The following is a 25,402-nucleotide window of genomic DNA, read 5'->3' on the forward strand; positions in this document are numbered from 1 at the left end:
CTTCGAGAGCTTTTAACCTATTGGTACTGGTTCCAGTCTAGATTCACAAAGAAGTTCTATTAGCTTCTACTAGATTTATTCATTATCAAAGTCTAGCTTAACTCTTACACTTACCAATGTCTCAATGTACTCTTTCAATAGTTTTGATCTCTCAATATAAAAATCCTGTATTGAATTTTTTAACAAATATTGCACACATTTCTTGTTCAAAAAGTTATTTGCAAGTGCAGTATCATCAAGATTCTCAAAAGTTTCTAATTGTATATCTTTCTTTCCTAAACAAAAGAAATGCGAACCTGTTAAATCTGCATACTTTGAAGAACTTACAACTGACTTAAAATAGTCTTTACTCTTAGAGATATCACCCTTATTTATAGAATGGCCTAAAATATCTACATTATAAACTTTGCTACTCAAAAGAGATGCCATTGCTGTACTTAAAGCATTACGCAAATTAAATTTTTCACTTAAAAACTCTGATAAATCTAATTCATTAAAATCAAAGATTGTCTTTCTCATGCCATTTGCATATTCTCTCACAGAAATTAAATTCTTTTTGTTAGTGCCAGTATTAGCTCCAGAGAAATATTTACTGATAGATGTTATCCAAAACCAAGAACGAACTTCTTCTTCATCAGCAGAATTAAATCTTCCTTTTACACGATAAATCTCTGCGACAAGAACTATTTGTTGATAATATGGTATTAAACTTTCATCTGAGATATTTGCAATCTTTCTTAGAAAAAACAATGCTTCTAATAGACTCTCGCCCGCACGACTTGCTGCCTTATGCAGCTCAACACCACTCAGGTTTCTTAAAGCATCTATATCAGCTTTGTTATATCCGCCCCCAGAGCTAACTGAGATTGATTTCAAAACAATATCTGAGTGTAAATCACCAAAACCTTCTTCCTTAATCCTTCTTGTTATCTCTTTTATTTCAGCGGACAAATCAAAACCATCTTTCCACGTTGCTGCCCTCATGAGATCAAGCATTGTTAAAACTCGACCTTTACTATTAATTCTTTCAAATACGGGAGCTACTTCTTCTAGTTTCATATCACCAATTTTTACAACTGCAATTTTATAGTCTTTTATTGACTTCAACAGTGCCTCTGCTCGATTATAATAGACATCTGCCATCTCATGCCTTTCAAACTTTAGGCACTCTTTTAAGAAACTCCTGGTCTCGATTAACTTATTAAGTGGAAAATAATTAGGTAAATCCCGTTTATCGGTATATTCAAACTCTTCTGTGTCTAAGTTAAAGCAAACATTCCACTTACTGCTCTTACTTTGCTCTTTCCAATACAATACGCCACAAATGGTAGTTAACCTTTGCTGCCCATCAAGTAAATATTCTGTTTGAAAGGAGTTATTGTCATCAACTATATCCAGTGCCTCGAGAATACTTCTCTCACTTTCGAGCTTCTCTGTAGTTGCCCAAAGTAAAATACTTCCAATTGGATATCCTCTGTAAATACTATCTAACAAATTAATAATATCTGGTTTCTGCCAAACGTAAGGTCTTTGAAAGTTTGGAAGTTTAATTTTACCATCCTTAATTGACTCCACTAAGACTTCCAGTCGTGAAATAATAGGTTCGGGGTCTCTGCGCTTAATTTTCTCCATTATTTATCCATCGCTTTAGTACATGATCTTTTAAAAATATCCATGTGAATCTTATGAAATAAGTGGTCTTCATTTAAGTGTTTCAATATATCATATTTTTGAATTAACTTAGTCATCTTTGGAAACCCCATTGGTTTCATTCCATTAACTTCTTCGTTGATTTCTAATGTTGAGTTATAAAATATTGATAACAATTCGACTGTTGATAATTGTGTCCTAACAAGTCTCGCAAATTCTTTCTTTTCATCATCCTCTAAGAAAGTAGCGGTATCAATAACCCTAAAAATATTATACAAGTTTCTAAAATAATGTCCTAAAACATTCAGATGCCTTTTTGTTGATTTCTTTATAGCATCTCTCAATAGCGTTTCATGAGTATCTTGACTTGTATCATTAAACTTGTTTAAGATATCACTATTCTTAACAATTTCTTTTAAAATATTTTTGTCATCACTCGTGATAAATTCATTATCTTTCACAAGGTCATCAATATCTGCTTCATTTTGAATAGCTTGGAAGCGTCCAAACTCAGAGGATGTAAGCTTTTTCAGGACAACAAAGCCTTCAAGCTCACTAGACGAAGTTTGAATTGTTAACAAATATGCTTTGAAAACATCTCTTTTATAATTATTTAAGAGCTCAAGCTTATCAATTATATCTAAGTGAAGGTTTATTAGTAAAAACAGTGAATTTTCAAATCTCTCTTTTTTATCTTCTAACTTCGATTGCTTTATGCTCTCTATTTGATCTTCAAGTTGATAACGCTGCATCAGTATAGTAATTATTACACCTGAAAATGCTAAGCCAGTAAATAGCGCGTTAACAAAGCCAAAAGTATCTCCAAATTGACCACTTTTAACCCAGTCATTAGGAAATAGACTTTGTATTACAAATGGATATGCCACTAAAAGCAATACAATTAACACAGAGATTTTTAACCATAATCCCAAGCTGGGCTTAACAGAGAATTTACCTGAATCAGACATTTTACACCTTAATTTCTTGAGTTAGAGTTTTTGTTCCAGACGCTTTTTCGTTGACCATGCACAAAGAACCACACCGTTTTTATTAACCATCACAAGCACACCCCTTCGGCTGATAACACTGATACGAGCGAGAAATACAACTGTTCCCACACGCTTTGCCTTTACGACATACTTTGCAACAAGCACTATTCACATTATTAAAATTATAATTTTGATGATCCTTCTGATACTGACCTGAACGAGACGTTCCAGAATTGTGGCAATGGTAATCACCAGTCTTTCTATTATTGTGGCACCCTGAAGAATTTGTTCTTCCAGAATGGGCCAAGACGTTTATTGAAAAAATAAGAATAATGAATACGATAAAATTTCGAAACAAACTTCTCTCCAAATAAAATATAATGAACCCCATCGCCATTCCCCACCCAAAACTTAACCCTCGCACACCACCAAAACCCCAACAATTCCAACCACATACATACCATCTCAAACCACCCCAATAACAAAATGAACACCTTACAACTCCAACCTAAACTGCATCTCAAGATTTTAAAGTCAAAAAAAGTTCAAATAAATTTTCGAAAATGTTAAGCTACTCCTCACACAAAAAAGGATTTTCAAAGTGCCAGAATTACCCGAAGTCGAAACCATCAAATCACAAATCTCAAACGTTCTCCCAATGGAGATCGAAGACGTCGCATACTCTGACGTGAGTGATTCGATTGTGAAAGACAAGGACTTCAATCCAAAAGGCATGACTCTTGAGCGAGTGGAGCGCCAAGGAAAAGTTCTGCGCTTCTTCTTCACTGACCCCCATGGAAATGAGTGGCGTGCAATTTCAGGTTTAGGAATGTCGGGATCGTGGCGAATTGCCACGCAAGAAATTACAGAAAAGCACACTCACATAAAACTGATTGGAACAAATGCCAAAGGCCCTCTGCACTTGGGCTATATCGACCCGAGACGCTTTGGTGTTTTTCATCTCTACTCTCCACCAAATGAAGCGACTTGGTTAACTCGACTAGGCCCTGATGTTTCTAAGGCAGAGTTTACACTTGAGTATCTTTTGATGCTTAAAAAAGAGCGTCCTAATAAAGTTTTAAAGCCGTTTCTTTTAGAGCAGAACTTTTTTTCTGGTGTTGGAAACTATATGGCCAGTGAAATATGCGCGCGTGCGGGTGTTCGCCCGACTCGTCGTATGAAGACACTTACAAAGCTTGAGCTTGAAAAAGTTTATCTGGCCGTAAAGATTGTTCTTGATGATTCCATTAGCACTGGTGGCACGACTTTTTCTGGGGGCTATCAAGATGCCTTTGGAGAAAAAGGAGAAGGCGTAAAGAACCTCGTTGTCTTCTATCAAAAGATTTGTGGCCTCTGCAAAGAAACAGAAGTTAAGAAGATCACACTTGCTCAGCGTGGGACTTACTACTGCCCTCACTGCCAGAAATAACTTCTCCTCTATTCAACCACAAGATAGTCTGCAATCTTATAGTGATTCAATTGATTCACAAGATAGAGTCTTCCCTTCTTAGTAATCACACGAAAGAAGTCATTTCCAATTTCAGGGTCACGAAGTTTTTTTCGAAGACGACTAAGGCTCACATCCATGGTGTTCTCACTTGTTGAACCAAAGAGAATGTCTGAAAGCTTTCCCTTTTCTCCGTTGCCCGCGCGATTGATGAGACGAAAGAGTTCCATATCTGTGCGGCTTACGACGTGAAAGAGCTTATAGATCTCCATTAAGTGAAAGCGGCCAAAGAGGGCCTCAATATATTCATCTTGCCCCATACTTTTTAGTACACAGAGATTGCCCCCCAATGGAAGGAAGCGGTTAAGATTGCGCTGAGTGAAGTCATCGACAACATAGACATACTTAAGAGTTGTGTATTTTATTTCTTCGATGAGTTCGTCTGGGATAGTATCGAGTTCAACAATAAGAAGTTCGCCTACTCCAGTTTGAGAAGGTATTTCATCGAGATACTCAATAGGAAGTCCGAATGCTTCTTCAATAGCATCTGCATAAAAGAGTTTTCTCTTATCTGTGGTGTAGGCCAAAATTTTCATTTCTACCTCCAAGTAATTTTACTTGAAAGCACTTCATTGAAATCTTAATTTTTTTCTAATAAATATTTTGGAATTTCGTAATTCGTTAAACGACTGACAAGATAAAGCCTTCCACTCTTTGTGATAATGCGAAAGAAGTCATCTCCGATTTCTGGATCACGTAACTTCTTTCTTAAGCGGCTTAAGTTAACATCCATTGTGCTCTCACTTGTGGAGCCAAAAATGAGTTCACTTAGTTTGGACTTCTGTCCATTACCGGCCCTTAAGATAAAGCGAAATAATTCAGTGTCGGTATGACTAACAAGATGGAGCATCTTGAACATTTCCATTTGATGGATACGGCTTGTGAGAATTTCCATGAAATCTTCAAATGGTGTGCCCTTAACAGCAAATAAATTTCCACCAATTGGAAGCAAACGATTTAAGTTGTGTTGCTTGAGTGTATCAACCAGCGTCACGAACTTAACTCTTGTATATTGGGCCATATCAATGAACTCATCAGTGATCTCATCGAGGTCTAAAAGCAGAATTTCTCCAGGGCGAAGATCAAATGGTAATTCATCTAAATACTCAAACTTGGCACCATAGAGGGCCTCTATTTCCGACTCCCTAAAGATTTTCTTATGATTAGACGTGTAAGCTTTTAATTTTATTGACATAGCAAACCTTACGTATTTGTAAGTAAATAATATTGCCTAAACATATTATCATCATGTTGTACCAATAACAATAGTTGGTAAATAATAAAACTGGAGGTTATGGATGAAAGAAAGAAGAGTGTTTGAGAACATCGCTGAATTAATTAGAGTCAAAAGACGTTCTTTATCACCTAAGGTGTCACAACAAGGATTGTCGTACCGCCTAGGTTATAAGAACGGACAATTTATAAGTAATATTGAACGCGGACTATGCTCTGTGCCACTACGTTCTCTGAATACAGTTTGTAGTGTTTTAAAAGTATCGAAAGAAGAGCTTAAAGAAGTACTTCTAAAAGATTACGAGCAAACGATTGATAATTATTTCGCGGAAGCGGCCCAACAAGAACAGGCCAGCGCGAGTGTTGAAGCGAGGGACGCTTCAGCATCTAGTGACAAGGAACTGAAGGGAAATTTTGAATTTGCCAGCAGTTTAGTCATCTAATATAGGGTGACTCGATTACCCTCAGGTGTACTCAACAAGCACTTCGATTCAATATAATCTGAGTGCACCTGAGGTACTTTTTCAAATCAAGAAATTTAGGCCATAATGCTCTCACATAAAAGCACACGCATTCGAGGTCTAAATGGAAAGCCAATCCCCATTACAAAAACTAATTAATCATTTTAAAAATAAGCGCGGCCAAATCTATACCGCCTCATTTTTTTCAGTCTTAAATAAAGTATTCGACATTGCTCCTCCCCTATTAATCGGTCTTGCCGTTGATACCGTTGTTAAACAAGAAGACTCATTTCTTGCGGGTATGGGAGTCTCAGATAAAGTCCAGCAAATCTATATCCTAGGTTTTCTAACTTTTATTATTTGGGCGCTTGAGTCCCTCTTTGAATACCTACTTAAACTATGGTGGCGTGGACTGGCCCAAGAAGTTCAACACGATCTTCGCATGGAGGCCTATGACCATCTTCAAAACCTGCATATTTCTTTTTACCAAGATAATAACTCTGGGAATTTAGCGACCATTCTTAACGACGACATCAACCAGCTAGAGCGCTTCTTAGATGTTGGGGCCAATGATATTATCCAAACCCTGACGACAGTTGTTTCAATCGGCGGAATCTTCTTTTACCTTTCGCCGCAAATTGCCCTACTATCACTAACACCAGTGCCATTTATTCTTTGGGGAAGTTTCTACTTTCAAAAGAAGGTACAACCTCGTTATCAAAACGTAAGAAGTGAAGCAGGACTACTTGCAAGTATGCTTGTGAATAATATTGCAGGGATGATGACGATTAAGTCATACGTTGCTCAAAAGTTTGAGTACGATCGCCTAGAGAAGCAATCAAACCAATATGCTAAGGCCAATAAAGATGCCATTCGCGTCTCTTCTTCTTTTGGCCCAATCATTAGAATGGCCGTTCTGTGTGGATTCCTCTTTACTCTCATCATCGGAGGTATCGACGTTCTTGATGGAAAGCTAGAAGTTGGTTCATACTCTGTTCTAATCTTCTTAGTACAAAGACTACTTTGGCCACTAACAAGACTTGGTGAAACTTTTGATCTCTACCAAAGATCGATGGCCTCAACGAGCCGAGTGATGGAGTTAATTGAAACAGAAGTAAAAGTAACTGATGGCGGAAAAGAACTTGAAGAGTTTAAAGGCGCTGTCGAATTTAGTGGCATCAATTTTAAGTACGATGAAGAAGACAATACAGGCCTTAAAGATATCAATCTAAAAATTGAAGAAGGACAAACCATTGCCCTTGTAGGCCCTACAGGTTCTGGAAAGTCCACAATGCTAAAACTTCTTCAGCGCTTCTATGATCCACAAATCGGGAGCGTTAACTTTGATGGCCACAATATTAGAGATCTAAAACAGAACTCACTTCGCTCACATATTGGATTTGTCTCTCAAGAGACTTACCTCTTTCATGGGACGGTCTTAGAAAATATCATTTATGGCTCGCAAGGTGCATCTGAAGTTGATGCCATGAGAGCGGCCAAGCTTGCGGAGGCACATGACTTCATCGAGCTTCTGCCTAATGGTTATCAGACTATTGTTGGAGAGCGAGGACAAAAACTTTCAGGTGGTCAAAGGCAACGTATTGCCATTGCTCGTGCCATCTTAAAAGACCCGAAGCTTTTCATTTTTGATGAGGCCACAAGTGCCATCGATAATGAAACAGAAGCGGCCATTCAGCGCTCTCTTAAGACAATCACGAAAGGGCGAACAACAGTCATGGTTGCCCACAGGCTTTCAACGATTATTCATGCCGATCAAATCTGTGTTTTAAATGATGGAAAGATTGAGCAACGTGGAACGCACGAGGAACTAATCGCTCAAGAAGGCTTATATAAAGCCCTTTGGAGTGTTCAGACAGGAACTGCCTAGAAAGCAAACTTTAATGAAGAATAAATGGTGTCGTTAGCTCGATAAGCTGACCAATAAGAATTCTTATTTGGCGATTTAATCAGCTCGGCACCTAAATTTAAACTAGCAGCACCACGCCAGAAAGCATAAGTCGCTTCGGCCTTTAAGATAATATCATCGCGATCAAAGTCATACTTTAAATCCCCCATCACATTGATGAAGTCATTAAAATAGTAACGCCCACGCACACCAAGAGCATTACTCCACTTGGCCGTATCAGAGAAGAAATCATCTGATCCACGCTCATTATTAGTAAGAAGGTTGATATAGTTTAAAGAAAACATATAGTAACCTTGATTGACGTTAAATGAGAGTGAAGCGTAACTTTCTCTTTCGTAGTTAGGTTCGATATTAAAATACTCTGATTCGAATTTCTTATTTTCTTCACGGCTAAAGTCAACAACCTTAAAGTCATTTCCAAAAGTCGCCGTTGGATCACTCATATCAACACCGGCAACCATTTGTACGTCACCTAACTGCTGCTTATATTGAATCCCATAATAAAGATGGTGGTTAACCACTGGAGAAGCATCAACTGCAATAACGTCGCGATCTTGATCAAAGCGAGCATCAGCATTCATCTGCAGACTATTTTGTGGCTTATAGATAAAGAAGGCCGAAAGCTCAGAGCTCTTCTCTTCATTCGTTCCTGAAAGTCTAAATCCAAGAGACTTATTCTTTACAACATCATTATAGATATTAGGCATATCAATTGTGTAATAAAGAGGAAGAACATTACCTTCAAGTACCGTGTACTTTGGAGGAAGCCTTACCCACTCACTCTTACTCGAAACACTTCCATTTTCAATCTCTAGCCCTGGGTTCATCCCTGGAACAAAGAAATATGAGAAGAATACCGAGAAGTTGAGATTCTTATTAAATTTGTGATCGTATTGGATACCGACTAGACCTTCCTTCTTTTCAGAAAGTAGGTAGAAGCCTTGATTAGGATTAAGCGTACTAAGAAGCCAGTAGTCCTCGTTCTCATTCCACCTAAGAAGTTGGCGTCCAACAGAGATGCGATTATCTTCATCTTTGAACTCGATATAAGCTTCTGGCATTGAGAAGTTAAAGGCCGGCTCTTTTGTTACATAGGCCCTAGCAGCGAATTCACCGTAAACCTTACCATTCCACGCTCTCGTTTCGTAATTCCCTTCAATTTGGGCCCAGTCGTCATACTCTGACTTCTTAGCTGGGTCATTTAATCGTTGGAATTTTTCGTAAGATACACTTCCGTCAAGCTGTGCGTAGACAGCAAGGCCAGATAGCGACACGCATAATAATGTAATTTTCTTGATGAATTTATTCATTAAAGTTAATTAAATCAGAAAAGATTCGTAAATAGAAGCTTTTAACTCGGATTTGGTAGCTATTACCGTGGGTGTTAACACTTTTGACAGTATACCGTTAGGAATTGTGTACACTTTTAACGCAACTCGTAAAAACATTTCAAAATATTCGGTTATTCCTTTTCATTTAACTAGAAATTTTCTAGAATTTGGGTGAGGGAATTATGATTAAACACACTAAGTTACTGAAATTACGAGATTTCATTGCCTACCTCCTGGTAGCACTACTAGTTTCGTCTTGTGGTTTCGTCAATGATGACCCTGTCGAAGGTGCAGACATCGCTGAGTACGACGGAATTTCAGCTAGTTGCAAAATTGACACGGATCGTATCAAAAAATTATTTGAAGTTAATATCGAAAAGGACCTTAATTGCGTCCAAGATACTCTGAATAAATTCAAATATGTTGAGTCCAGAGATAATCGTTTCTTCTTCCGTGAAGATATCGTGAAATTTGCTCGCAAGTATATGGATAGCCCAGCTGGTTCGGCCGACGATATCATTGAAGGCCTTGATCTTCTTTTCAAGCTGAACACTCTCCTTCAAAGAGATATCCCAGGACAGATGTCTCGTACAAAGATTGATTCTTTCTTTCAAATCCTAAAAGAGTTTAACCGCTCAGCTGTTAAGATGGTAGCGACTGTAAAAGAGCTACAGGATGTAAAATCAAAAGAAGATTACTATAAGACCTCTGCTATTTTAAGAGCACAGGCCGATGCCTTTTCTTCAAACCTTAATGAAATCCTTCAACAAATTCCAGGCCCAGCACAGGCCATCGATATTCAAAGTCTAATCCTCGACATTACAAGAGACCTTAAAGACTTCAAACTTGGTAAGGAACTTCTAAACTCACTACTATTTGCTAAGAAGCTATTTCTTGGTGGTTCACGTATCTACGTTGACTCTGATGAGTTTGCCCAACTTTTTACTTTCTTCCCAGTTTTCCTACAAAACACAATTGATATCTTCTTCCTTAAAAAGGAATACTTTGAAGATGGTTCTGAATACTTCAATAAGCTTGCAAATAACCTAGAAGAGCTAAAGCTCTTTGTTTACGAGCACCAGAAAGAAGAAAATATCATTACGATTGCCGATATCAACAATATCATCGATGAATTCTTTAACGAAGATGATGACTTTATCTCAACAATTCTTGGAACTAATAAAGATACTAACGTTAAGCTTAAGTCACTTATTCGTTATGCAAAGAGAGACCTGATTCGTGGAAATCCAGAAGTCTTCTCTTATGCAGATGTTGAGCTTTCACTTGGTGTTGTTAACGTTGCTCTAAGATCTTTTGAGTCAGTAAATATCCTAAATGATCTTGTTAAAGAGATCGAAGATAAGGACTTTAATAGAAAGGTCGAAATTAAGAAGCAATTCCGTGCAGAAGTTGGACGCCTAAGTGAGAATGCGAAGAAGCTATTAGACGAAGATATCTCAATTCCTCGTAACCACGAGATGAATATTCTGAAATTCGCTAATGACACAATTAAGCTTTATGACATTGATCTTATCGAAGACGTTGTTAAGTCTTTTATGGCCCTAAAAGTTGTAACGACTGGTGGTAGCCGTGAAACACTTCTTTTCCCAGAGCTAATGACACTTCTATCAAAGACAGATCCTCTTGCGGCCCTATTCTTTGACCTGAAGTACCTTGCTAAGGAATACCTAGAAAAGACTCCACTAGAGAAGAATAATTTCTTCCTAGCTCAAGTTAGATCTGTTCAAGACCTTATTCTAAGTGAGCTTGAAAATGACCAAGTTATTACTGTTACAGATATTAATAAGCTGATTGAACAATTCTTTAATAAGCCAGAAGACCTTGATAAAGGGATTGCTATTAAGAATCTTGTTCTTAACTATAAAGATAATATTCTAAGACTTCCGCCAGAAGTTGATTATCTTTCATTTAAGCAATTTAAGTCGACTGTAAATGTTGTTGCCATCGTTTATCGCTACCTAGCATTCCTTGATATGCATATTGAGAATGTGAAGCTTTTTAAAGATGACGGCTCAAAGACAGCGAGAAAAGTTATCTCAAAAAAGGAATATGTTAACCAATTCCTATCGATTAAGACTGAGTTAGCAAATTACCTTATTGATAAGGACTTCGTTAACCAAGATGGACTTATTAAATCACTTATCGCTCGTCTAAAAGAGTCAGGCGGTATGTTTAAGGAACCATTTAATTGGAAGCTTTACTCAGAGGCCATGGCCCTTAAGGGACTTGTTCTTGGTGGAAATAACCTTATTCTTAATCGTGATGATCTTTACTACTTAACTGAAAAGTCACAAACGCTTGCAGAAGTTCTCTACGATGCATTCTTCACAGACTTCTCAGATGAGACTCAGTCAGTACAGAATACGGCGAAGGTTCTTGAGCTTCTACGTAAGACTCGCTCAATCTTCCACCCTATTACAGAAAAGAAGAACTACTTTACAGCAAAAGAGATTCTTTCATTTGGTGATGAACTAATTAAAGAGCTTAATCGCAGGTCAGATAATCCTAAGGATGAGAGTGAACTACTTAAGCTTTCAAACTTTAAGCGTACATTAATTGACTTCACTCAGCGTATTTTTGATCCAATTCCACGCTCGGAGCTAATGTATCCAATTCCATGTAAACCAAACCCAGCTTACGATGCTGATAAGCAAGGTAGTTCTAAGTGGATTTGTTCAGAGCTAGATCCTCCGGGAAGTGAAAACTTTGATCTTATGATTACAAGTGATGCAGTTAATCGCATCCTTGATATTGCAGATAGTGCATTTGAGACTCTTCTCTTCTCAGACTCGACTTTCCAATTCTTCAACGAGAGAATGAATACGCCTAAGCCGCTATATATTGATCGTCGTGAGTACCCAACGGAAAGAGAAATTCCTGAGTACAAACTAATCACGAAGAAATCATATGTGGTTCTTATTGAAGAGTTTACGAAAGTTGCTCGCGACTACCGTTACTTTAGAAATAAAGACGGTTTCCCAACTTACCAAGCGGATATCGTAAGAAACAAGACTGGTTTCAACTCTATCATGCTCTTTAGAAATGTGCTTCCACATATGCTTGAGGGTTATAAGACTGAAGGCGATACAACTCCTCCAAGACAATCGAAAGGTTTATCAGATAACCAACTTAATAATGCTCTAGTTGGACTGAAGGCCGCTCTTGAAGAGATGGGACTGTGGACAGAGGACTTTAAGACTTTTGGTGAAAATATTCTTCTTCTATCAGATCTTTTCCAAGCGACTTCTGGTGGAGACCTTTTCATCAACCTAGATGAAGTGAGTGAGTTCATTGAACTAATCTTTACTGCTGCAAAGATTACAACTCTGATCGAAGAGAACCTCTATGAGGAAAAAGAGTGCGATACTAGAATTGATGAAGCAGGCTTCTCAGTTATGGACTCAAAGTGTATTCGTACAAAATTCTTTGATAAGTTATTTGGTGAGGAAGAGCTAAATCTTTCTAAGTACTTCCCTCGTCTAAAAGAATACGTAAATAATAACAGCAGAGGTCACGTTGTTGAATTCATCAAAGGTGTCGAGATCTTCTCAAGAAGTGTTGAAGATGTTGATAAGATTTGGTGGAGAAAGAAAGACTTCACACTTGTTATTGGAGCAATGTTAAATATCGAATCGACTTATATTCGTTTTGATAGAAACGCAGATAATAAATTGGACCGTGGTGAATTAGATCGCGGTTACAAGGATGCATATAAGAACGCAATCATTAGTATTGCTAAACTAAAAGGTAAATTAAAGACCTTTGGACGTACAGCATTCTTCTACCTATTAAAGTACCACAAGGACCCAGGTGTGGTTAATATCGCTTGGACTCACGTGTGGTTTAAGAAATACTTCAATGATTTTGAGGCCAAGCGTCTTGATATCAGTGAGCTACTAAGATTCTTAGTAGACAAGCGTAAGCCAGAGGATCCTTCAATTATGTTTAAGGAAGAATTGGCAGCTTGTGCTCTAGGTAGATCTGATGTTGATGAAGATGAGCTAAACGAGATTTTCAAGGGAATGAGCATTGAAATGATCGAAGCACAAATCAAGCAATGTCACGCTGACTACGTTCAATCAAACGGAAGTGAAGCATTTTATGGAAATTTTCATTAATCAAACTGTTGCCATCCTAATCGATGGCAACAATATCGAAAGAAGTATTCACAGCGTAACAAATAACTCAAATACGATGGTTAATTTTGATACGCTCATCCCAAAACTCCTAGATAATCGAGGGCTAAACCGCCTGATCTATTTTAGAGAGGGAAAGAATATCTCTTCTAAACTTACTGAGCGATTACACAATCACTACTACGGTTCGGTTATCCCGTGCCACAAGAGTGCCGATATCCCTCTGACAATTAAGGCGACACAACTTGCCTCGAAGGTTGATACAATTATCATCCTTTCTGGGGACTCTGATTATATCGAGCTTGTTCGCCACTTAAGAGCAGAAGGTGTTCGTGTAGAAATCGCCTCGATCCCGGAAACGACTTCTAGCCTACTTGTGGAAGAAGCGGATTACTATCATGAAATTGATGAAAGTGATTGGTTTGAACTACAAGGTCAATCGAGACAGACTAGGCCTAAGAGGTATAGCAAGAACAAGCGCAACTAATTTAAGACTGTAGAAGGTATCGACTTAAACAAAGCTCAGATAAAGAGTGATCGATTTCCTTTAGCTTCTCTTTGAGATCAGCGACAGGAACAAGTTCTAATTCGATATCTTCGTCTTCATCAAAGTTTTGCTTTCCGTCTGGACGACAATTCTTAGCAAGGTAGAAGTGAGCAGTGTTGCTCATAAAAGCAGGGTTTACACTTACTGGACTTAGACTCTCCCACTCATCGCTGATATAGCCAGTCTCTTCTTCTAGCTCTCTCTTCGCCGCAGCAAGTGGATCTTCACCGCGCTCAACTGCGCCGGCCGGAGTTTCAATTGTGATGACGTCTTTACCAAAGCGGTACTGCTTAACAAGAACGACTTTATTATCTTCGGTAATGGCAACGATATTCACCCAGTCAGCAAGACGGATAATATCATAGGGGCCTGCGCCAATTGGTTTCGTTGGATGAGTTGCAACAATGGTTTCATATAAAAAGATATTGCCGCGGTAAACGTTCTTTCTCTCTTTAATAATCCACTTTTCCATCTTGCCTCCTAGAATTCCATCAGCATGGCGGCATCATTTGGTTTTGTTGCCTCTAGAATCTTCTCATTTGTGCGATCTCTTAATTCAAGATACTTGATAAAAGCATCCTTTCCGATCTTTTCTAAAAGAAGATCATCATATTTCTTTTGAATTTCGCGATCAAAGGCCATCTCTTCTTCAGTTGGATTATAAGTATAGTTTTCACCGTACTTCTCTTCTAACTGCTCATGCATTTCTTCAAAGGCCGAGACCTTATCATTAAAGAGACCTTCTCTCATATTCAAATAGTCTTTGTATTCTTTCTCAGTAAGCCCTAGTTCAGAAATGAAGAGCTCTTTTACATTTGTCAGCCACTCCTCTTCAAGACGATCAAACTCTTCTTCTTTGGCCTCTAGTCTTCTTTCAAGATCCTCATCGTCCACGACGTCGAGTTCTAATTTTGTCCCATCACCACTTGCTTCAACGGCCTCAGCACTATCATCATTTCCAGCGGCAATCTTATTCGCTGGCGTATCCTCAAATTCCACGACTTGAACTTGAGAAGTCATAACGTCCTTGGCCTCATTACCATTAGCTGTTTTTGATTGTTGAGATGTAAAAAAGTAGAAACCACCAGCAGCGATGGCAAGTATGATTATAGCAATTACGATTTTTTTCATAAATTAACTCAAGGTTTAATATTTTCAAATATAATATTAGCACCTAAACGCTTAGCTGTCCTCATTTGTTCTTTAGTTCTTACTGTCCAAAAGACAATATTATTAAAAGTAAAATGCTTGATGATACTAAGCTGTACCTTTGAGTATGTGTCGATATCTAGGCCAATATAGTCTGGCCTGATCACAGGAATGAAAGTCATATTCTCTAAGAGCTTTTGCTTGAGAGGATTAAGAGTCGTGTCACTAAAGTCTCTTGTCACAAGAAGGCCAAGAATCACGGCCGGGTAGTGCTTGCGAAACCACTTAAGGGTAAATGGATTAAAGGATTGAATTGTATAATCCCCTTCATAGCCTTGAAGGATCTTCATCACTTCAGACTCAAGCTCACCAGTGTGCTCATAAACCTTAAGTTCGATAATGAGTGGAACTTGTCCGTCTACCAACTCCAGAACTTCCTTAAGGGTTGGAATCTTCTCTTTTGTTTCTTTGATATAGAGTTGTTTTAGGCTATCAAGAGTGTATTGGGAAACCTTTCCGTTGCTGCCAGTAAGACGCTCAAGAGTCTCATCGTGAAAGACCACCACATGGCCATCACTTGATAAGTGGACATCTAATTCAATAGCGTAATTATGTTTAATGGCCGCCTTGAAAGCGGCCATTGTATTTTCAGGTTTTTTGTCGTCGTGTAAACCACGATGGGCAATATAAGTATCGAGATAGAATGCCATTATAATGTTCTTAAGAACATACGAAGATCTGATTTGTCCTCTTCACTAAGTAGTTCGTTCCCCTCTTTATCCGTAAAGATTCGATTATAGTGACCTGCATTTGAAAGTCCAGGTAACTTTGTATTGTAATATGCTTCTCTAATTCGTCTCTCCTCAGGAATATCCATTCCCACAGGAAAACCATTACAATCAAAATCAAAGTCTAGCATCGGATCAACTGCCGGGATCTGATAGAATTCCTTCACTCGTTTTGATGGTGGAGTCATAAGCTCACAAAGGTTTGGAATTGAGTTATTATGCATATATGGCCAACGGGCCCAGATTCCATTAAGTGGAGGTGGAACATACCCTTTTTGTGGCTCAACCACTGTCTTCATCCACTTAGAGATCGCAAGTTCATTTAAAGCATCAGCAAAGTAGGCCGTCCCTTGATAGCGAAGTGGGTCAGTTCCAACATCCTTAACAGGAGTCTTCTCGTGATAGATAAGCTTTCTTGTTTTAATCTGCTCACTCTTAGACATCAGCCCAGAAAATGGAAGGTCCCAATTCTTTTGATACTCTCCGTGACATTTTTGACAACGGTTTTCAAAATGCTTCTGTCCTCTTTTTGCAGCATCAATATCAATTCGTGAAACATCAAAGAAGTCATCAATGCGAGGCGCTTTTGTCGAGAAGGCCGCAGCAGTAAGTTCCTTAATAATTTCAGGATTATCTTGTAGCCATTTTTCTAGCTCATATAAATCAGTTCCACGCCCAAGCTCATTCCATAAGAAATTTGTAAAGATTGGGTTTCCTGCAACGATTGAACCATCTGATAGCCAACGAGTTTTATACTTAAGTGTCCACCAAGGCATTGGCTTTGAATCAGCAACAGTTGACTTTAGTGGGTTAAATCTTGGAAAGACTTCGTTTAGTCTCGACTTCGTTGCATACGCATCTTGCTTTCTGTGGGCAAGCGAAAGTGCAACCTGTGGAAGAGATGTATCAAGTCCTAAAACCATTGGTGAACTAGCACCAACAGAATGAATATTCTTCTTTGTTCTCTTAAGCATTGCTACTTCATCATCTGTAGCATTCGTAACTTTTTGAAAAGTCTTAGTTGGAATAAATGGAAGTAGCTTCTTCGCTTTTACAAAAAGCTCATTGGCCTTAACTGTTTTATTTGTAAGCCCCATTACAGATGTGCCAAAGAGACTTGCAGAGTGGCAAGTGGCACAACTAAAAGTCAGCCCTTTCCCCCACTTCGTATCAACAATACTGGCACCCATATAGTAATCTGGTTTATAACCATCAGGGTAAGGAATACGATAGATCCCGGCCGCATCTTCGTCGTTATACGGGTTAAGGCCAAGCCACTGATAGAAAGACTCAACACTATTAACACCAAATTTCTTTTCACCAAGAGTTGTTAAAACAAAGTTAACAAATTTTTCATCACGAAGTTCAAAGAAATTATTAAAAGCTTCATATGGAATAAGAAGTCCTGTGACACTTACTGGCCAGACCAGTGCATGCTTAAGTCCATCTTGCGTGACTTGCTCATACTCTTCTTGAGAAAGTTGGTAGAGGTTTTCTCGATTCTCACCCTTTTCGATTTTAGCATCACGTCCCCAATTAGGTGCGTATGAAAAGGCCTGTAAACTAATTAACAGTAAAAGTAGTGATCTCATCCTCTCTCCCTCTAAAATTTAAAATAAGATTAGCTTCTTGCGAGTATAATCTTCCATCGCATACGCGATCCCCTCACGGCCAAGTCCAGAATCTTTAATCCCTCCATAAGGCATGGCATCCATGCGAAATCCAGGGACGTTATTGAAGATAATTCCTCCAACATCAATTCGTTGACTTGCTTCCTTCATATTTACTAAGCTGTTCGTAAAAACACCAGCTTGGAGTCCATATTTTGAATCATTTACAAGCTCAATGGCCTCCGAAAATGAGTCATAAGGCTCTAGAATCACGACAGGACCAAAGATCTCCTCTGAAACCACCTTCATATCCAAGTCAGTATTCGTTAGAACCGTTGGTGCATAGATATGATGGTCCTCATCGATAATATGGCCACCACATAGAAGTTCGGCCCCATTTGAGATGGCCTCTTGCACCCACTGGTGAATTCTCTCAAGTGCCCCCTCATTAATCACAGGGCCATTAATGACACTCTCATCTTTTGGGTCACCTGAACTAATGGTTTCAACTTGCTCAAGAAATTGCTCCACGAATTCGTCAAAGATCTCACTGGCAATGAAAACTCTTTGAGTCGAGATACAAATTTGTCCTGAGTATAGAAATGAGCCCGTAGCAATTTGAGATGTCACGGCCTCCATGTCTTCAACGTCATTAACAATAACAGCTGCATTCCCACCAAGCTCTAGAAGACACTTCTTCTTTCCACTTAAGGCCTTAAGGGCCCAACCAACTTTTGCACTTCCCGTAAATGAGAAGACATTGATTCTCTCATCTTCTAAGAATCTTTGTGCTAGCTCGTCTTCACAGATCACAATATTCACAACACCTTTTGGAAAGCCAACTCGTGAAAGTAGTTTTGCAAAGGCCAGTAAAGTTATTGGCGTTTGTGGTGAAGGCTTAACGATAATGCTACAGCCGACTGCCAGAGCTGGTGCAATTTTATGAAGAGCGAGATTTAGAGGAAAGTTAAATGGTGAGATACCAAAAATGATTCCCTCTGGTTCGTGTCGAACCATGGCCATCTTATCTGCTCCCGCTCCGTAAGAAAGATCAGGAGTTTCACTACTGTGATGACGTGCCTTCTCTGCTGCAAGTCTAATAGTTTCCACACAACGAGCAATCTCGCCCTTTGCATAGCTAATTGGCTTTCCGGCCTCCAGACAAATTAGATGAGAAAAGAAAGAAACCTCTTCTTCTAAGAAGTCAGCAAGCTTAAAAAGTAATTTACTTCTTTGTGCGCTATCGAAATTTTGAAACTCCTCAAATGCATTAAGTGAAGACTGAATAACTTTTTCATATTGATAAGAAGCTAAGAGATCCACTTCATTTAAAATACTTTGATCGTATTTATTTAAGACTTCTATTGAGTTCTCACCATAAAGAAATTCATCGTCCACAAATGAGGAACGAAATTGCGAAAAATTTTGCATAAAAAAACCACCTTGCTTAAGGTGGTATTGTATCTATTGTGAAAATAATGGGTCAATTAATATTGCTTAAAAATCGAATTCACTACCTGCATGCTGGGTGGTCAATTCATAATTCAAGGATGGATTATCTTTTAAGAAAAGCTCTTCGCCTCCCATAAATAATTTGATGGAACATAAGTAACAAAGTTTAATTTTAACTTCTCTACCATTGAAGCTTGAGTACAATCTTGCTTTAATCATTTTGCTTCTGCGAGGTCCGTTGGCCAATGACCAGTTACGCCCTGCAGCTGAACATGCATCACACATCGCTACCACCCCTTGTTATTTCAAATAGATAAATTGTGTTTAACAACAGTTTCTATAGATTTTATCGTCATTCTAAAATAAAACTTAATAAATTTATAGTTACTGTATTTTCAGATATTTACGTTTTACGGATTCGGCCCAAAGTGCCAAACTATTTGGTCAGCAAATATTCTCTGGCCAGAAAAAATTCCCTCGTGATACCTTTTATAAGTTATTGAAAATCAACGAATTCGGAGAAGTTAATGACTGCAACTATCAGCCCATTAAAAGTAAAAAATCATCTTGCATCGGCACCGACGACGGCCCCAATTTATGCAACTAAAATTCATAACTTAGCGGGAGAAGAAATCACTCTTGCTGACCCAAAAGCGACAAGAGCTCTTGTTGCCCTAATGAATCAACACGCAGTTATTGGTGGAGCAGCTTGCCACTGGGGAGGCCCTGCGGCTTTCGCTGAGATGATGAGTGCCCTACACTCAATTATGTTCTCACAAGGACCAAATTGGTTTGAGAAATTTAACTTTGTAAACGATGCTGGTCACGCAGAAAACGGAATCTATGCTCTTCGTGCAAACCTAGGTTTTGACGGCCTAACATTCGAAAGCCTAAGAGGTTTCCGTTCAATAACTTCTAAACTTACTGGTCACGGTGAAGCTCACCTAAACCCAGAAGGTGTATTCATTTCTAACGGTCCTCTAGGTTCAGGACTTCCTCAAGCTCAAGGTCTTGCTCTTGCAGATAGAGCAATTGGAAACGATCGTGTAACTGTTTGTACAATCTCAGATGGTGGTTGTATGGAAGGTGAAGCACGTGAGGCCATGGCTGCGATTCCAGGACTTGCACAGAAAGGAAAGATGAATCCATTTGTTATGATCATCAGTGATAATAATACAAAACTTGGTGGACGTATTACTGAAGACAGCTTTGACATGAAAGGAAGCTTTCTAGCTCTAAGAGAAATGGGTTGGGATGTTGTTAGAGTTGAAGAAGGACACGACCTAGAAAGAGTTTATCAAGCAATCGAAGAAAATATTGCAAAAGCAAAATCAAATGAGCTTAAGCCAGTTGCTCTTGTTATCAAGACAATCAAAGGTTACGGCGTGAAGGCAACTGAAGAAGCGAAGTCTGGTGGACACGGTTACCCACTTGGAGCTTACGACGAAAAACTTATTTCTTTCCTTGAAGAAATTTATAGCGGTGAAACTTGTCCAGAAGAATTCAAGAATTGGGCAAATGAAATCCTAGCTTCAAAGCCAGCTCCTAAAGAAGGAGCAAAGAGTTCAGCACCTTCTGACAAAGTTCAGCCAGGTCTTGCCAACGCAATGATTAAAGCAACAAAAGAAGGACTTCCAGTATTTTCTGTAACGTCTGACCTTGCAGGCTCAACTGGTGTAGCAGGATTCCACAAAGAGTTCCCAGGCCACTATGTTGATATTGGAATTGCAGAATCGAATATGGTTTCAACTGCAGTAGGAATGGCAAAACAAGGATTCATTCCAGTTGTTGATACATTTGCACAATTTGGTGTCACAAAAGGAAATCTTCCTTTAATTATGTCTCAACTTTCACAAGGTGCTGTGATTTGTTTATTCTCACACACAGGCTTCCAAGATGCTGCTGACGGTGCTTCACACCAAGCAACAACTTACTTCTCTGCTGTTGCAGGTATTCCAAATACAACAGTAATTGCTCTTTCAACTAAAGAAGAAGCTGAAAGCCTAATGTATCAAGCGATTAAGAGATACGAAGAAGCAGTTAACAAAGGTGAAACACCTGAAACAACAGTATTCTTCTTTGGCCGTGAAAAGCACCCAGTATCATATACTGAGGGTGGAAGCTACGGTTGGGCAAAAGCTCAAGTTCTAAGACAAGGAACAGATGGAATCATCGTAACTCACGGTCCACTTGTTCAACAGGCACTTAAAGCTGCAACTGAACTAGAAGCAAAAGGAAAAAATATTACTGTTATCAATAACCCATTCATTAACAAGATTGATGTTGAAACATTTAAAGATCAACTAGCAAAGAATGGAAATAAAATTGTTACTGTTGAAGATCACCAACTAACAGCTGGTGCTGGTGCGATGTTATGTCACGCACTTAAACAAGAAGGACTTGAATTTAATATGAAGTCCCTTGGAAATGATGGCCACTTCGGTCAGTCTTCATACACTGCACTTGAGCTATACAAGAAATTTGGCTTTGATGCAGATGCAATGATCAATCAATTCTAATAAAACGAAGGGCCTCAGTAATGAGGCCTTTTTTATTACCTTTCTTAGGCCCATAATAACCGACCAAAAGCCGATATCCCCTTTAAGAAATTTAAATAAATAATAAGGAGGAATCGTGTTTCATTCCAAGAAAGTATTCTATCTCATTGTCCCCATTCTAATTCTAAGTTCTCTATTAAGTTGTACCCGTGGTTCAAGGTACTCATTTTCAAATGATTCTAAACCGGCCTCAAGATATACTCTTGATGCTCACAAGGCGGTTACACAAGAATTAAACTTTGATGATGATCGTGACTTTAAAGACTCTCAAAAAGGCTTTATTGCCAAACTTGAAGGGCCAATTAAATCGAAAGATGGAATGAAAGAAATTTTTGATCCGGCCAAATTCCCTTCACTAACTCAAGGCAAACCACCTGAAACAGTCAATCCAAGCCTTTGGCGTCAATCACAATTAACATCAATCAATGGGCTCTTTCGCGTCTCAGATCATATCTACCAAGTAAGAGGAATTGACCTTGCTAATGTTTCCTTTATTCGAGGAAAGAAAGGTTGGATTATTATTGATCCCCTCATGACAACAGAGACGGCCAAAACAGCACTAGATCTTGTGAGAAAGAATGTTGAAAATCTACCTGTCACTGCAATTATTTTCACCCACTCTCATATCGATCACTTTGGTGGCGTCTATGGAATGGCCAGTAAGCGAGAGTTAGAGAGTGGCAAGATTCAAGTGATTGCACCAAAAGATTTTGTGTACGAATCAGTAAGTGAAAATGTCATTGCAGGAACGGCCATGAGTCGCCGTGCTGAGTATATGTATGCACGAACTTTAGATTTTGGGCCACAAGGCTCAGTTGGAACAGGGCTTGGAAGCTACACTCCTAGCGGTGAGTATGCTATTGCAAAGCCTACAACAACCATTGATAAAGACAGAAGCTTGTTAGTGGACGGTGTGACCATCGACTTTATGTTCACTCCAGGTGCCGAGGCCCCGACAGAGATGATGGCCTACTTCCCAAGAGACAATGCCCTTTGCGGTGCTGAGATCCTAGGCCATACGATGCATAATATTCAAACATTAAGAGGTGCTCAAGTTAGAGATAGCCTCATGTGGTCTAAGCATATCCAAAGAGCACTTGAAAAATATAGCAAGGCCGACATTCTCTTTGGCTCACACCATTGGCCAACTTTTGGAAATGATCGAGTCGTCTCTCACATGGCCTCGCAAAGAGACTTGTATAAATTCATTCACGACCAGTCTGTAAATCGTCTAAACAAAGGACTCTCAGGCACTGAGCTTGCAGATAGTATTCAGCTCAATAAGAACCTTGCAAGAAACTTTGCCAATCGTGGCTACTACGGAAGTCTTAGTCATAACACACGAGCGGTCTATGATAAGTATCTAGGCTTCTTTGATGGAAACCCGGCACACCTTAACCCACTTCCCGATGTTGAGTCAGCAAAGAAGACCATTGCCTATATGGGCGGAGCTGGAGATGTTCTGGAGATGGCCATTAAGGATTATAAGGCCGGAGAATATCGCTTTGTTGCTGAAGTTCTAAATAAGCTCGTCTTCGCTCAACCAAAGAATGTAAAGGCCAAGCAATTGCTTGCTGACACTTATGAGCAACTGGCCTATCAATCTGAAAATGCCACTTGGAGAAACTTCTACGTGCAAGGGGCCCAAGAGCTACGCTATGGAGTTGGGATGCCAGCACCGCCAACAGCATCCCCTGCAATTCTCTCTCAAATGGATACTGAATTATTACTCGATTATCTATCTGTAAGAGTTAACTCAGAAAAGGCCAACGGTGCAGACCTAACACTTGAATTAAATATTACAGACAGAAATGAAAAGTATTACTTAACTTTGAGAAATAGTGTTCTTAATTATTCGATGAAAAAACCGCAAGAACAAAATCGTCAACTGGCCTCTGATGACAATGCATCCATCTCATTAAAGCATGGCCAATTTGTTAAGCTTGCCATGGGAGCAGTTTCTTTTGCAGAACTTGACGAAAAAAATATTAACTATAGTGGAGACAAGAAAGTATTTGATGATCTCAAAGAAACTCTTGATACCTTCCCTAATACCTTTAATATTGTGACACCTTAAAAAAAGCCTCTGTACTACAGAGGCTTTTTATATTCAACGACCATTTTTTCTTCTAGATCTTTATAACAGAAATTTTCCGGTGGAATCGAAGGAAGAATAACGACTCTAATCTTTCTACGTTTTAGAAAATTCCAGCGAATACCTTTAAAGACACCTTTTCCAGAAAACGAATAGAAACTTCCCCAAAGGCCTTTAATAACAATCGGAACAACTTGCGCGTTAGTTTGCTCAACGACTTTTTTAATTCCCGGCTGATATCTTCTTGGCTCACCATCACGAGTGATCCATCCCTCTGGAAAGAAGCCCACACAACGCTCTTCATTTAGTGTCATATTCAATTTTGAATATGCTTCATCAAGTACTCTAGGGTCTTCTTTTCTCGTTGCAATTGGAATTAAGTGTCCTTGCATAAAGAATTGTTTAAGCCCCGGAATATTATAATAGCGATGATCAATTACCCAGCGAATAGGTCTTGGAGAAAGGCTCATCACAACACCCCAATCAACAAAAGAAGTATGGTTGGCAGCGATCACAAGTCTTCCCTCTTTAGGAATATTCTCTTCACCTTCGATCTGAATATCGTAAAGGAAAGTTGTAAAAAGCTGCACAAGAAAACGCCACATTTCTTCATGAAAGAAGTAGTAGCTAATCCCTGCATAGATAAGATTTAGTCCACCAAGAATAAGTAGATTATCAAGAGCAGTTGAGCCCATCTTATTAAGGACAATAATTGAGACGGCCGCAACAACCATAAAAATAGCATTCCAAATATTATTGGCCGCAATAGTTCTTGCTAGCTTTTCAAGAGGAGCACTATGCTGCATAAAAGTTAATTGTGAAATATAGAAGTTCCCACCAAAGATTGTAATAAGTAGAAGATCAACAATAGCTCTTAGAGCAAGTGGTTGTGCAAAGAACTCGGCAGGAGGCATCAGTGCTCCCGTTACAGACATTGGCCACTGAGTTGAGATATAGTAAAGATCAAAGACAGCAAGAGACATCCCCACTGCTGCAACAGGAACCATCCCTACTTCAATTCTCTTCCCCGATAGCTTTGAACAAATCCAAGACCCTAGTCCCATCCCTACCGTGAATGTTGCCATAAAAATATTCGTTACCATCTCACTACCGTAGAAAACATTTTTAATAATTGCAGGCATAACTGAAAGAACAAATGATCCTAGAAACCAAAACCAAGAAACTCCCATCATGGCACGAAACGAATTCTTCTCTTTCATCGAGTCTCTAAGAAGTTTAAAAGTTGGCTTTACAAAAGTGTAATCGATTTTAACGTCTTCATTGATATCATTAATCTTATTTTGAAAACGCGCTGAAATGATTCCTAAGACAGCAAAGGCCAAGATAGCAAATGCTGCCGTACTAGTTGCATCAGGAGCAGCAGCTGCAAGTCCACCAATAATTGTCCCAATAAGAATCGCAACGAAAGTTCCCCCACCAATTAGTGCTGTTCCCGTCGTTAGCTCATCATCTTTTAAAATTGTTCGAAGCGATGAGAACTTTACTGGAGAAAAGAATGAGGACTGACCACCCATGAGAAATAGTGTCAGCATTAAGACGCCGTAACTTTCTAATAAGAGTCCAATTGCACCAATGATCATGAATGCAAGTTCTGTATATTTCGTAACTTTAATTACCTGCGCTTTGTCATAGTGGTCAGATATTTGACCAGATGTTGCAGAGAACAAAACATATGGAAGAATGAACGCTCCACCAGCAAAGGCAACTAATGATTCTGCACCTAGTCCAAATAATGAGACATTCTTATATGTAATTAAGATAATTAAAGCATTTTTAAATACGTTATCGTTTGCGGCACCTAGGAACATCGTCCAAAATAGAGGCCAAAATTTTCTTTCTTTATAGAGCATTGCTAATGACATTGTTTTTCCTTAAATAATTCTTAACAATATTGTACTATTATTTACTGATACGTAATGACGCATGA

Annotated in this window: 20 protein-coding genes; 7 read left to right on the top strand and 13 right to left on the bottom strand. The window is 38.9% G+C overall.

Annotated elements, in window-relative coordinates:
• Positions 1 to 75: 75 nt before the first annotated feature.
• The 3 genes from ABMA72_RS05135 to ABMA72_RS05145 form a co-directional block, all read right to left on the bottom strand.
• Positions 76 to 1,632, bottom strand: a complete 1,557-nt coding sequence (locus tag ABMA72_RS05135; RefSeq protein ID WP_393056354.1) for a DUF262 domain-containing protein — start codon at positions 1,630 to 1,632, stop codon at positions 76 to 78.
• Positions 1,632 to 2,618 (bottom strand): putative phage abortive infection protein, encoded by a 987-nt coding sequence (locus ABMA72_RS05140; protein ID WP_393056356.1) that lies wholly within the window; start codon positions 2,616 to 2,618, stop codon positions 1,632 to 1,634. Before ABMA72_RS05140 ends, ABMA72_RS05135 begins: the two co-directional genes overlap by 1 nt.
• A gap of 82 nt (positions 2,619 to 2,700) precedes the next feature.
• Positions 2,701 to 2,997: a YHYH domain-containing protein gene (locus ABMA72_RS05145; protein ID WP_393056358.1), complete on the bottom strand. Its 297-nt coding sequence runs from the start codon at positions 2,995 to 2,997 to the stop codon at positions 2,701 to 2,703.
• Positions 2,998 to 3,240: 243 nt separating this feature from the next.
• On the opposite strand from ABMA72_RS05145, the gene ABMA72_RS05150 reads away from it, so the two are divergent.
• Positions 3,241 to 4,068, top strand: a complete 828-nt coding sequence (locus ABMA72_RS05150; protein WP_393056360.1) for an Fpg/Nei family DNA glycosylase — start codon at positions 3,241 to 3,243, stop codon at positions 4,066 to 4,068.
• Between the two features lie 8 nt (positions 4,069 to 4,076).
• Here ABMA72_RS05150 and ABMA72_RS05155 read toward each other — a convergent pair whose 3' ends face one another.
• Both ABMA72_RS05155 and ABMA72_RS05160 read right to left on the bottom strand, forming a co-directional pair.
• A complete protein-coding gene (locus ABMA72_RS05155) occupies positions 4,077 to 4,682 on the bottom strand; it encodes a hypothetical protein (protein ID WP_393056361.1) in 606 nt (201 codons plus the stop codon).
• Between the two features lie 44 nt (positions 4,683 to 4,726).
• On the bottom strand, positions 4,727 to 5,341 hold the full coding sequence (locus ABMA72_RS05160; protein WP_393056363.1) for a hypothetical protein: 615 nt from the start codon (positions 5,339 to 5,341) through the stop codon (positions 4,727 to 4,729).
• 103 nt (positions 5,342 to 5,444) lie between these two features.
• Here ABMA72_RS05160 and ABMA72_RS05165 point away from each other — a divergent pair, with 103 nt between their 5' ends.
• On the top strand, positions 5,445 to 5,822 hold the full coding sequence (locus tag ABMA72_RS05165; RefSeq protein WP_392856732.1) for a hypothetical protein: 378 nt from the start codon (positions 5,445 to 5,447) through the stop codon (positions 5,820 to 5,822).
• Positions 5,823 to 5,964: 142 nt separating this feature from the next.
• A complete protein-coding gene (locus tag ABMA72_RS05170; RefSeq protein WP_393056365.1) occupies positions 5,965 to 7,728 on the top strand; it encodes an ABC transporter ATP-binding protein in 1,764 nt (587 codons plus the stop codon).
• Here ABMA72_RS05170 and ABMA72_RS05175 read toward each other — a convergent pair.
• A complete protein-coding gene (locus ABMA72_RS05175; RefSeq protein ID WP_392856736.1) occupies positions 7,725 to 9,077 on the bottom strand; it encodes a hypothetical protein in 1,353 nt (450 codons plus the stop codon). The genes ABMA72_RS05170 and ABMA72_RS05175 overlap by 4 nt on opposite strands.
• 203 nt (positions 9,078 to 9,280) lie before the next feature.
• On the opposite strand from ABMA72_RS05175, the gene ABMA72_RS05180 reads away from it, so the two are divergent.
• On the top strand, positions 9,281 to 13,237 hold the full coding sequence (locus tag ABMA72_RS05180) for a hypothetical protein (protein ID WP_393056367.1): 3,957 nt from the start codon (positions 9,281 to 9,283) through the stop codon (positions 13,235 to 13,237).
• Positions 13,221 to 13,742, top strand: a complete 522-nt coding sequence (locus ABMA72_RS05185; protein ID WP_392856741.1) for an NYN domain-containing protein — start codon at positions 13,221 to 13,223, stop codon at positions 13,740 to 13,742. The genes ABMA72_RS05180 and ABMA72_RS05185 overlap by 17 nt, the downstream gene beginning before the upstream one ends.
• Before the next feature lies 1 nt (position 13,743).
• On the opposite strand, the gene ABMA72_RS05190 is transcribed toward ABMA72_RS05185, so the two are convergent.
• From ABMA72_RS05190 to ABMA72_RS05215, 6 genes are all read right to left on the bottom strand, one after another.
• On the bottom strand, positions 13,744 to 14,274 hold the full coding sequence (locus ABMA72_RS05190) for an NUDIX hydrolase (RefSeq protein WP_393056369.1): 531 nt from the start codon (positions 14,272 to 14,274) through the stop codon (positions 13,744 to 13,746).
• Positions 14,275 to 14,282: 8 nt separating this feature from the next.
• Complete coding sequence (locus ABMA72_RS05195; protein ID WP_392856744.1) at positions 14,283 to 14,933, bottom strand: hypothetical protein; 651 nt, start codon at positions 14,931 to 14,933, stop codon at positions 14,283 to 14,285.
• A gap of 8 nt (positions 14,934 to 14,941) precedes the next feature.
• On the bottom strand, positions 14,942 to 15,661 hold the full coding sequence (locus ABMA72_RS05200; protein ID WP_392856747.1) for a glycerophosphodiester phosphodiesterase family protein: 720 nt from the start codon (positions 15,659 to 15,661) through the stop codon (positions 14,942 to 14,944).
• Positions 15,661 to 17,331, bottom strand: a complete 1,671-nt coding sequence (locus ABMA72_RS05205) for a hypothetical protein (protein WP_393056371.1) — start codon at positions 17,329 to 17,331, stop codon at positions 15,661 to 15,663. The genes ABMA72_RS05200 and ABMA72_RS05205 overlap by 1 nt, the downstream gene beginning before the upstream one ends.
• A gap of 18 nt (positions 17,332 to 17,349) precedes the next feature.
• Positions 17,350 to 18,780: an aldehyde dehydrogenase family protein gene (locus ABMA72_RS05210; protein WP_392856751.1), complete on the bottom strand. Its 1,431-nt coding sequence runs from the start codon at positions 18,778 to 18,780 to the stop codon at positions 17,350 to 17,352.
• Positions 18,781 to 18,846: 66 nt separating this feature from the next.
• Positions 18,847 to 19,086 (bottom strand): hypothetical protein, encoded by a 240-nt coding sequence (locus ABMA72_RS05215; protein WP_392856753.1) that lies wholly within the window; start codon positions 19,084 to 19,086, stop codon positions 18,847 to 18,849.
• Positions 19,087 to 19,328: 242 nt separating this feature from the next.
• Here ABMA72_RS05215 and ABMA72_RS05220 point away from each other — a divergent pair, with 242 nt between their 5' ends.
• Positions 19,329 to 21,320: a transketolase C-terminal domain-containing protein gene (locus tag ABMA72_RS05220; protein WP_393056373.1), complete on the top strand. Its 1,992-nt coding sequence runs from the start codon at positions 19,329 to 19,331 to the stop codon at positions 21,318 to 21,320.
• A gap of 115 nt (positions 21,321 to 21,435) precedes the next feature.
• Positions 21,436 to 23,436 carry an alkyl/aryl-sulfatase gene (locus ABMA72_RS05225; protein ID WP_393056375.1) on the top strand — a complete coding sequence of 667 codons (2,001 nt, stop codon included), beginning with the start codon at positions 21,436 to 21,438 and terminating at the stop codon, positions 23,434 to 23,436.
• 14 nt (positions 23,437 to 23,450) lie between these two features.
• Here the strand turns inward: ABMA72_RS05225 and ABMA72_RS05230 are convergent, their stop codons facing one another.
• A complete protein-coding gene (locus ABMA72_RS05230; protein ID WP_392856760.1) occupies positions 23,451 to 25,337 on the bottom strand; it encodes an MFS transporter in 1,887 nt (628 codons plus the stop codon).
• Between the last annotated feature and the right edge of the window lie 65 nt (positions 25,338 to 25,402).

The organism is Halobacteriovorax sp. CON-3, assembly GCF_043196995.1.
Lineage (GTDB): Bacteria > Bdellovibrionota > Bacteriovoracia > Bacteriovoracales > Bacteriovoracaceae > Halobacteriovorax_A.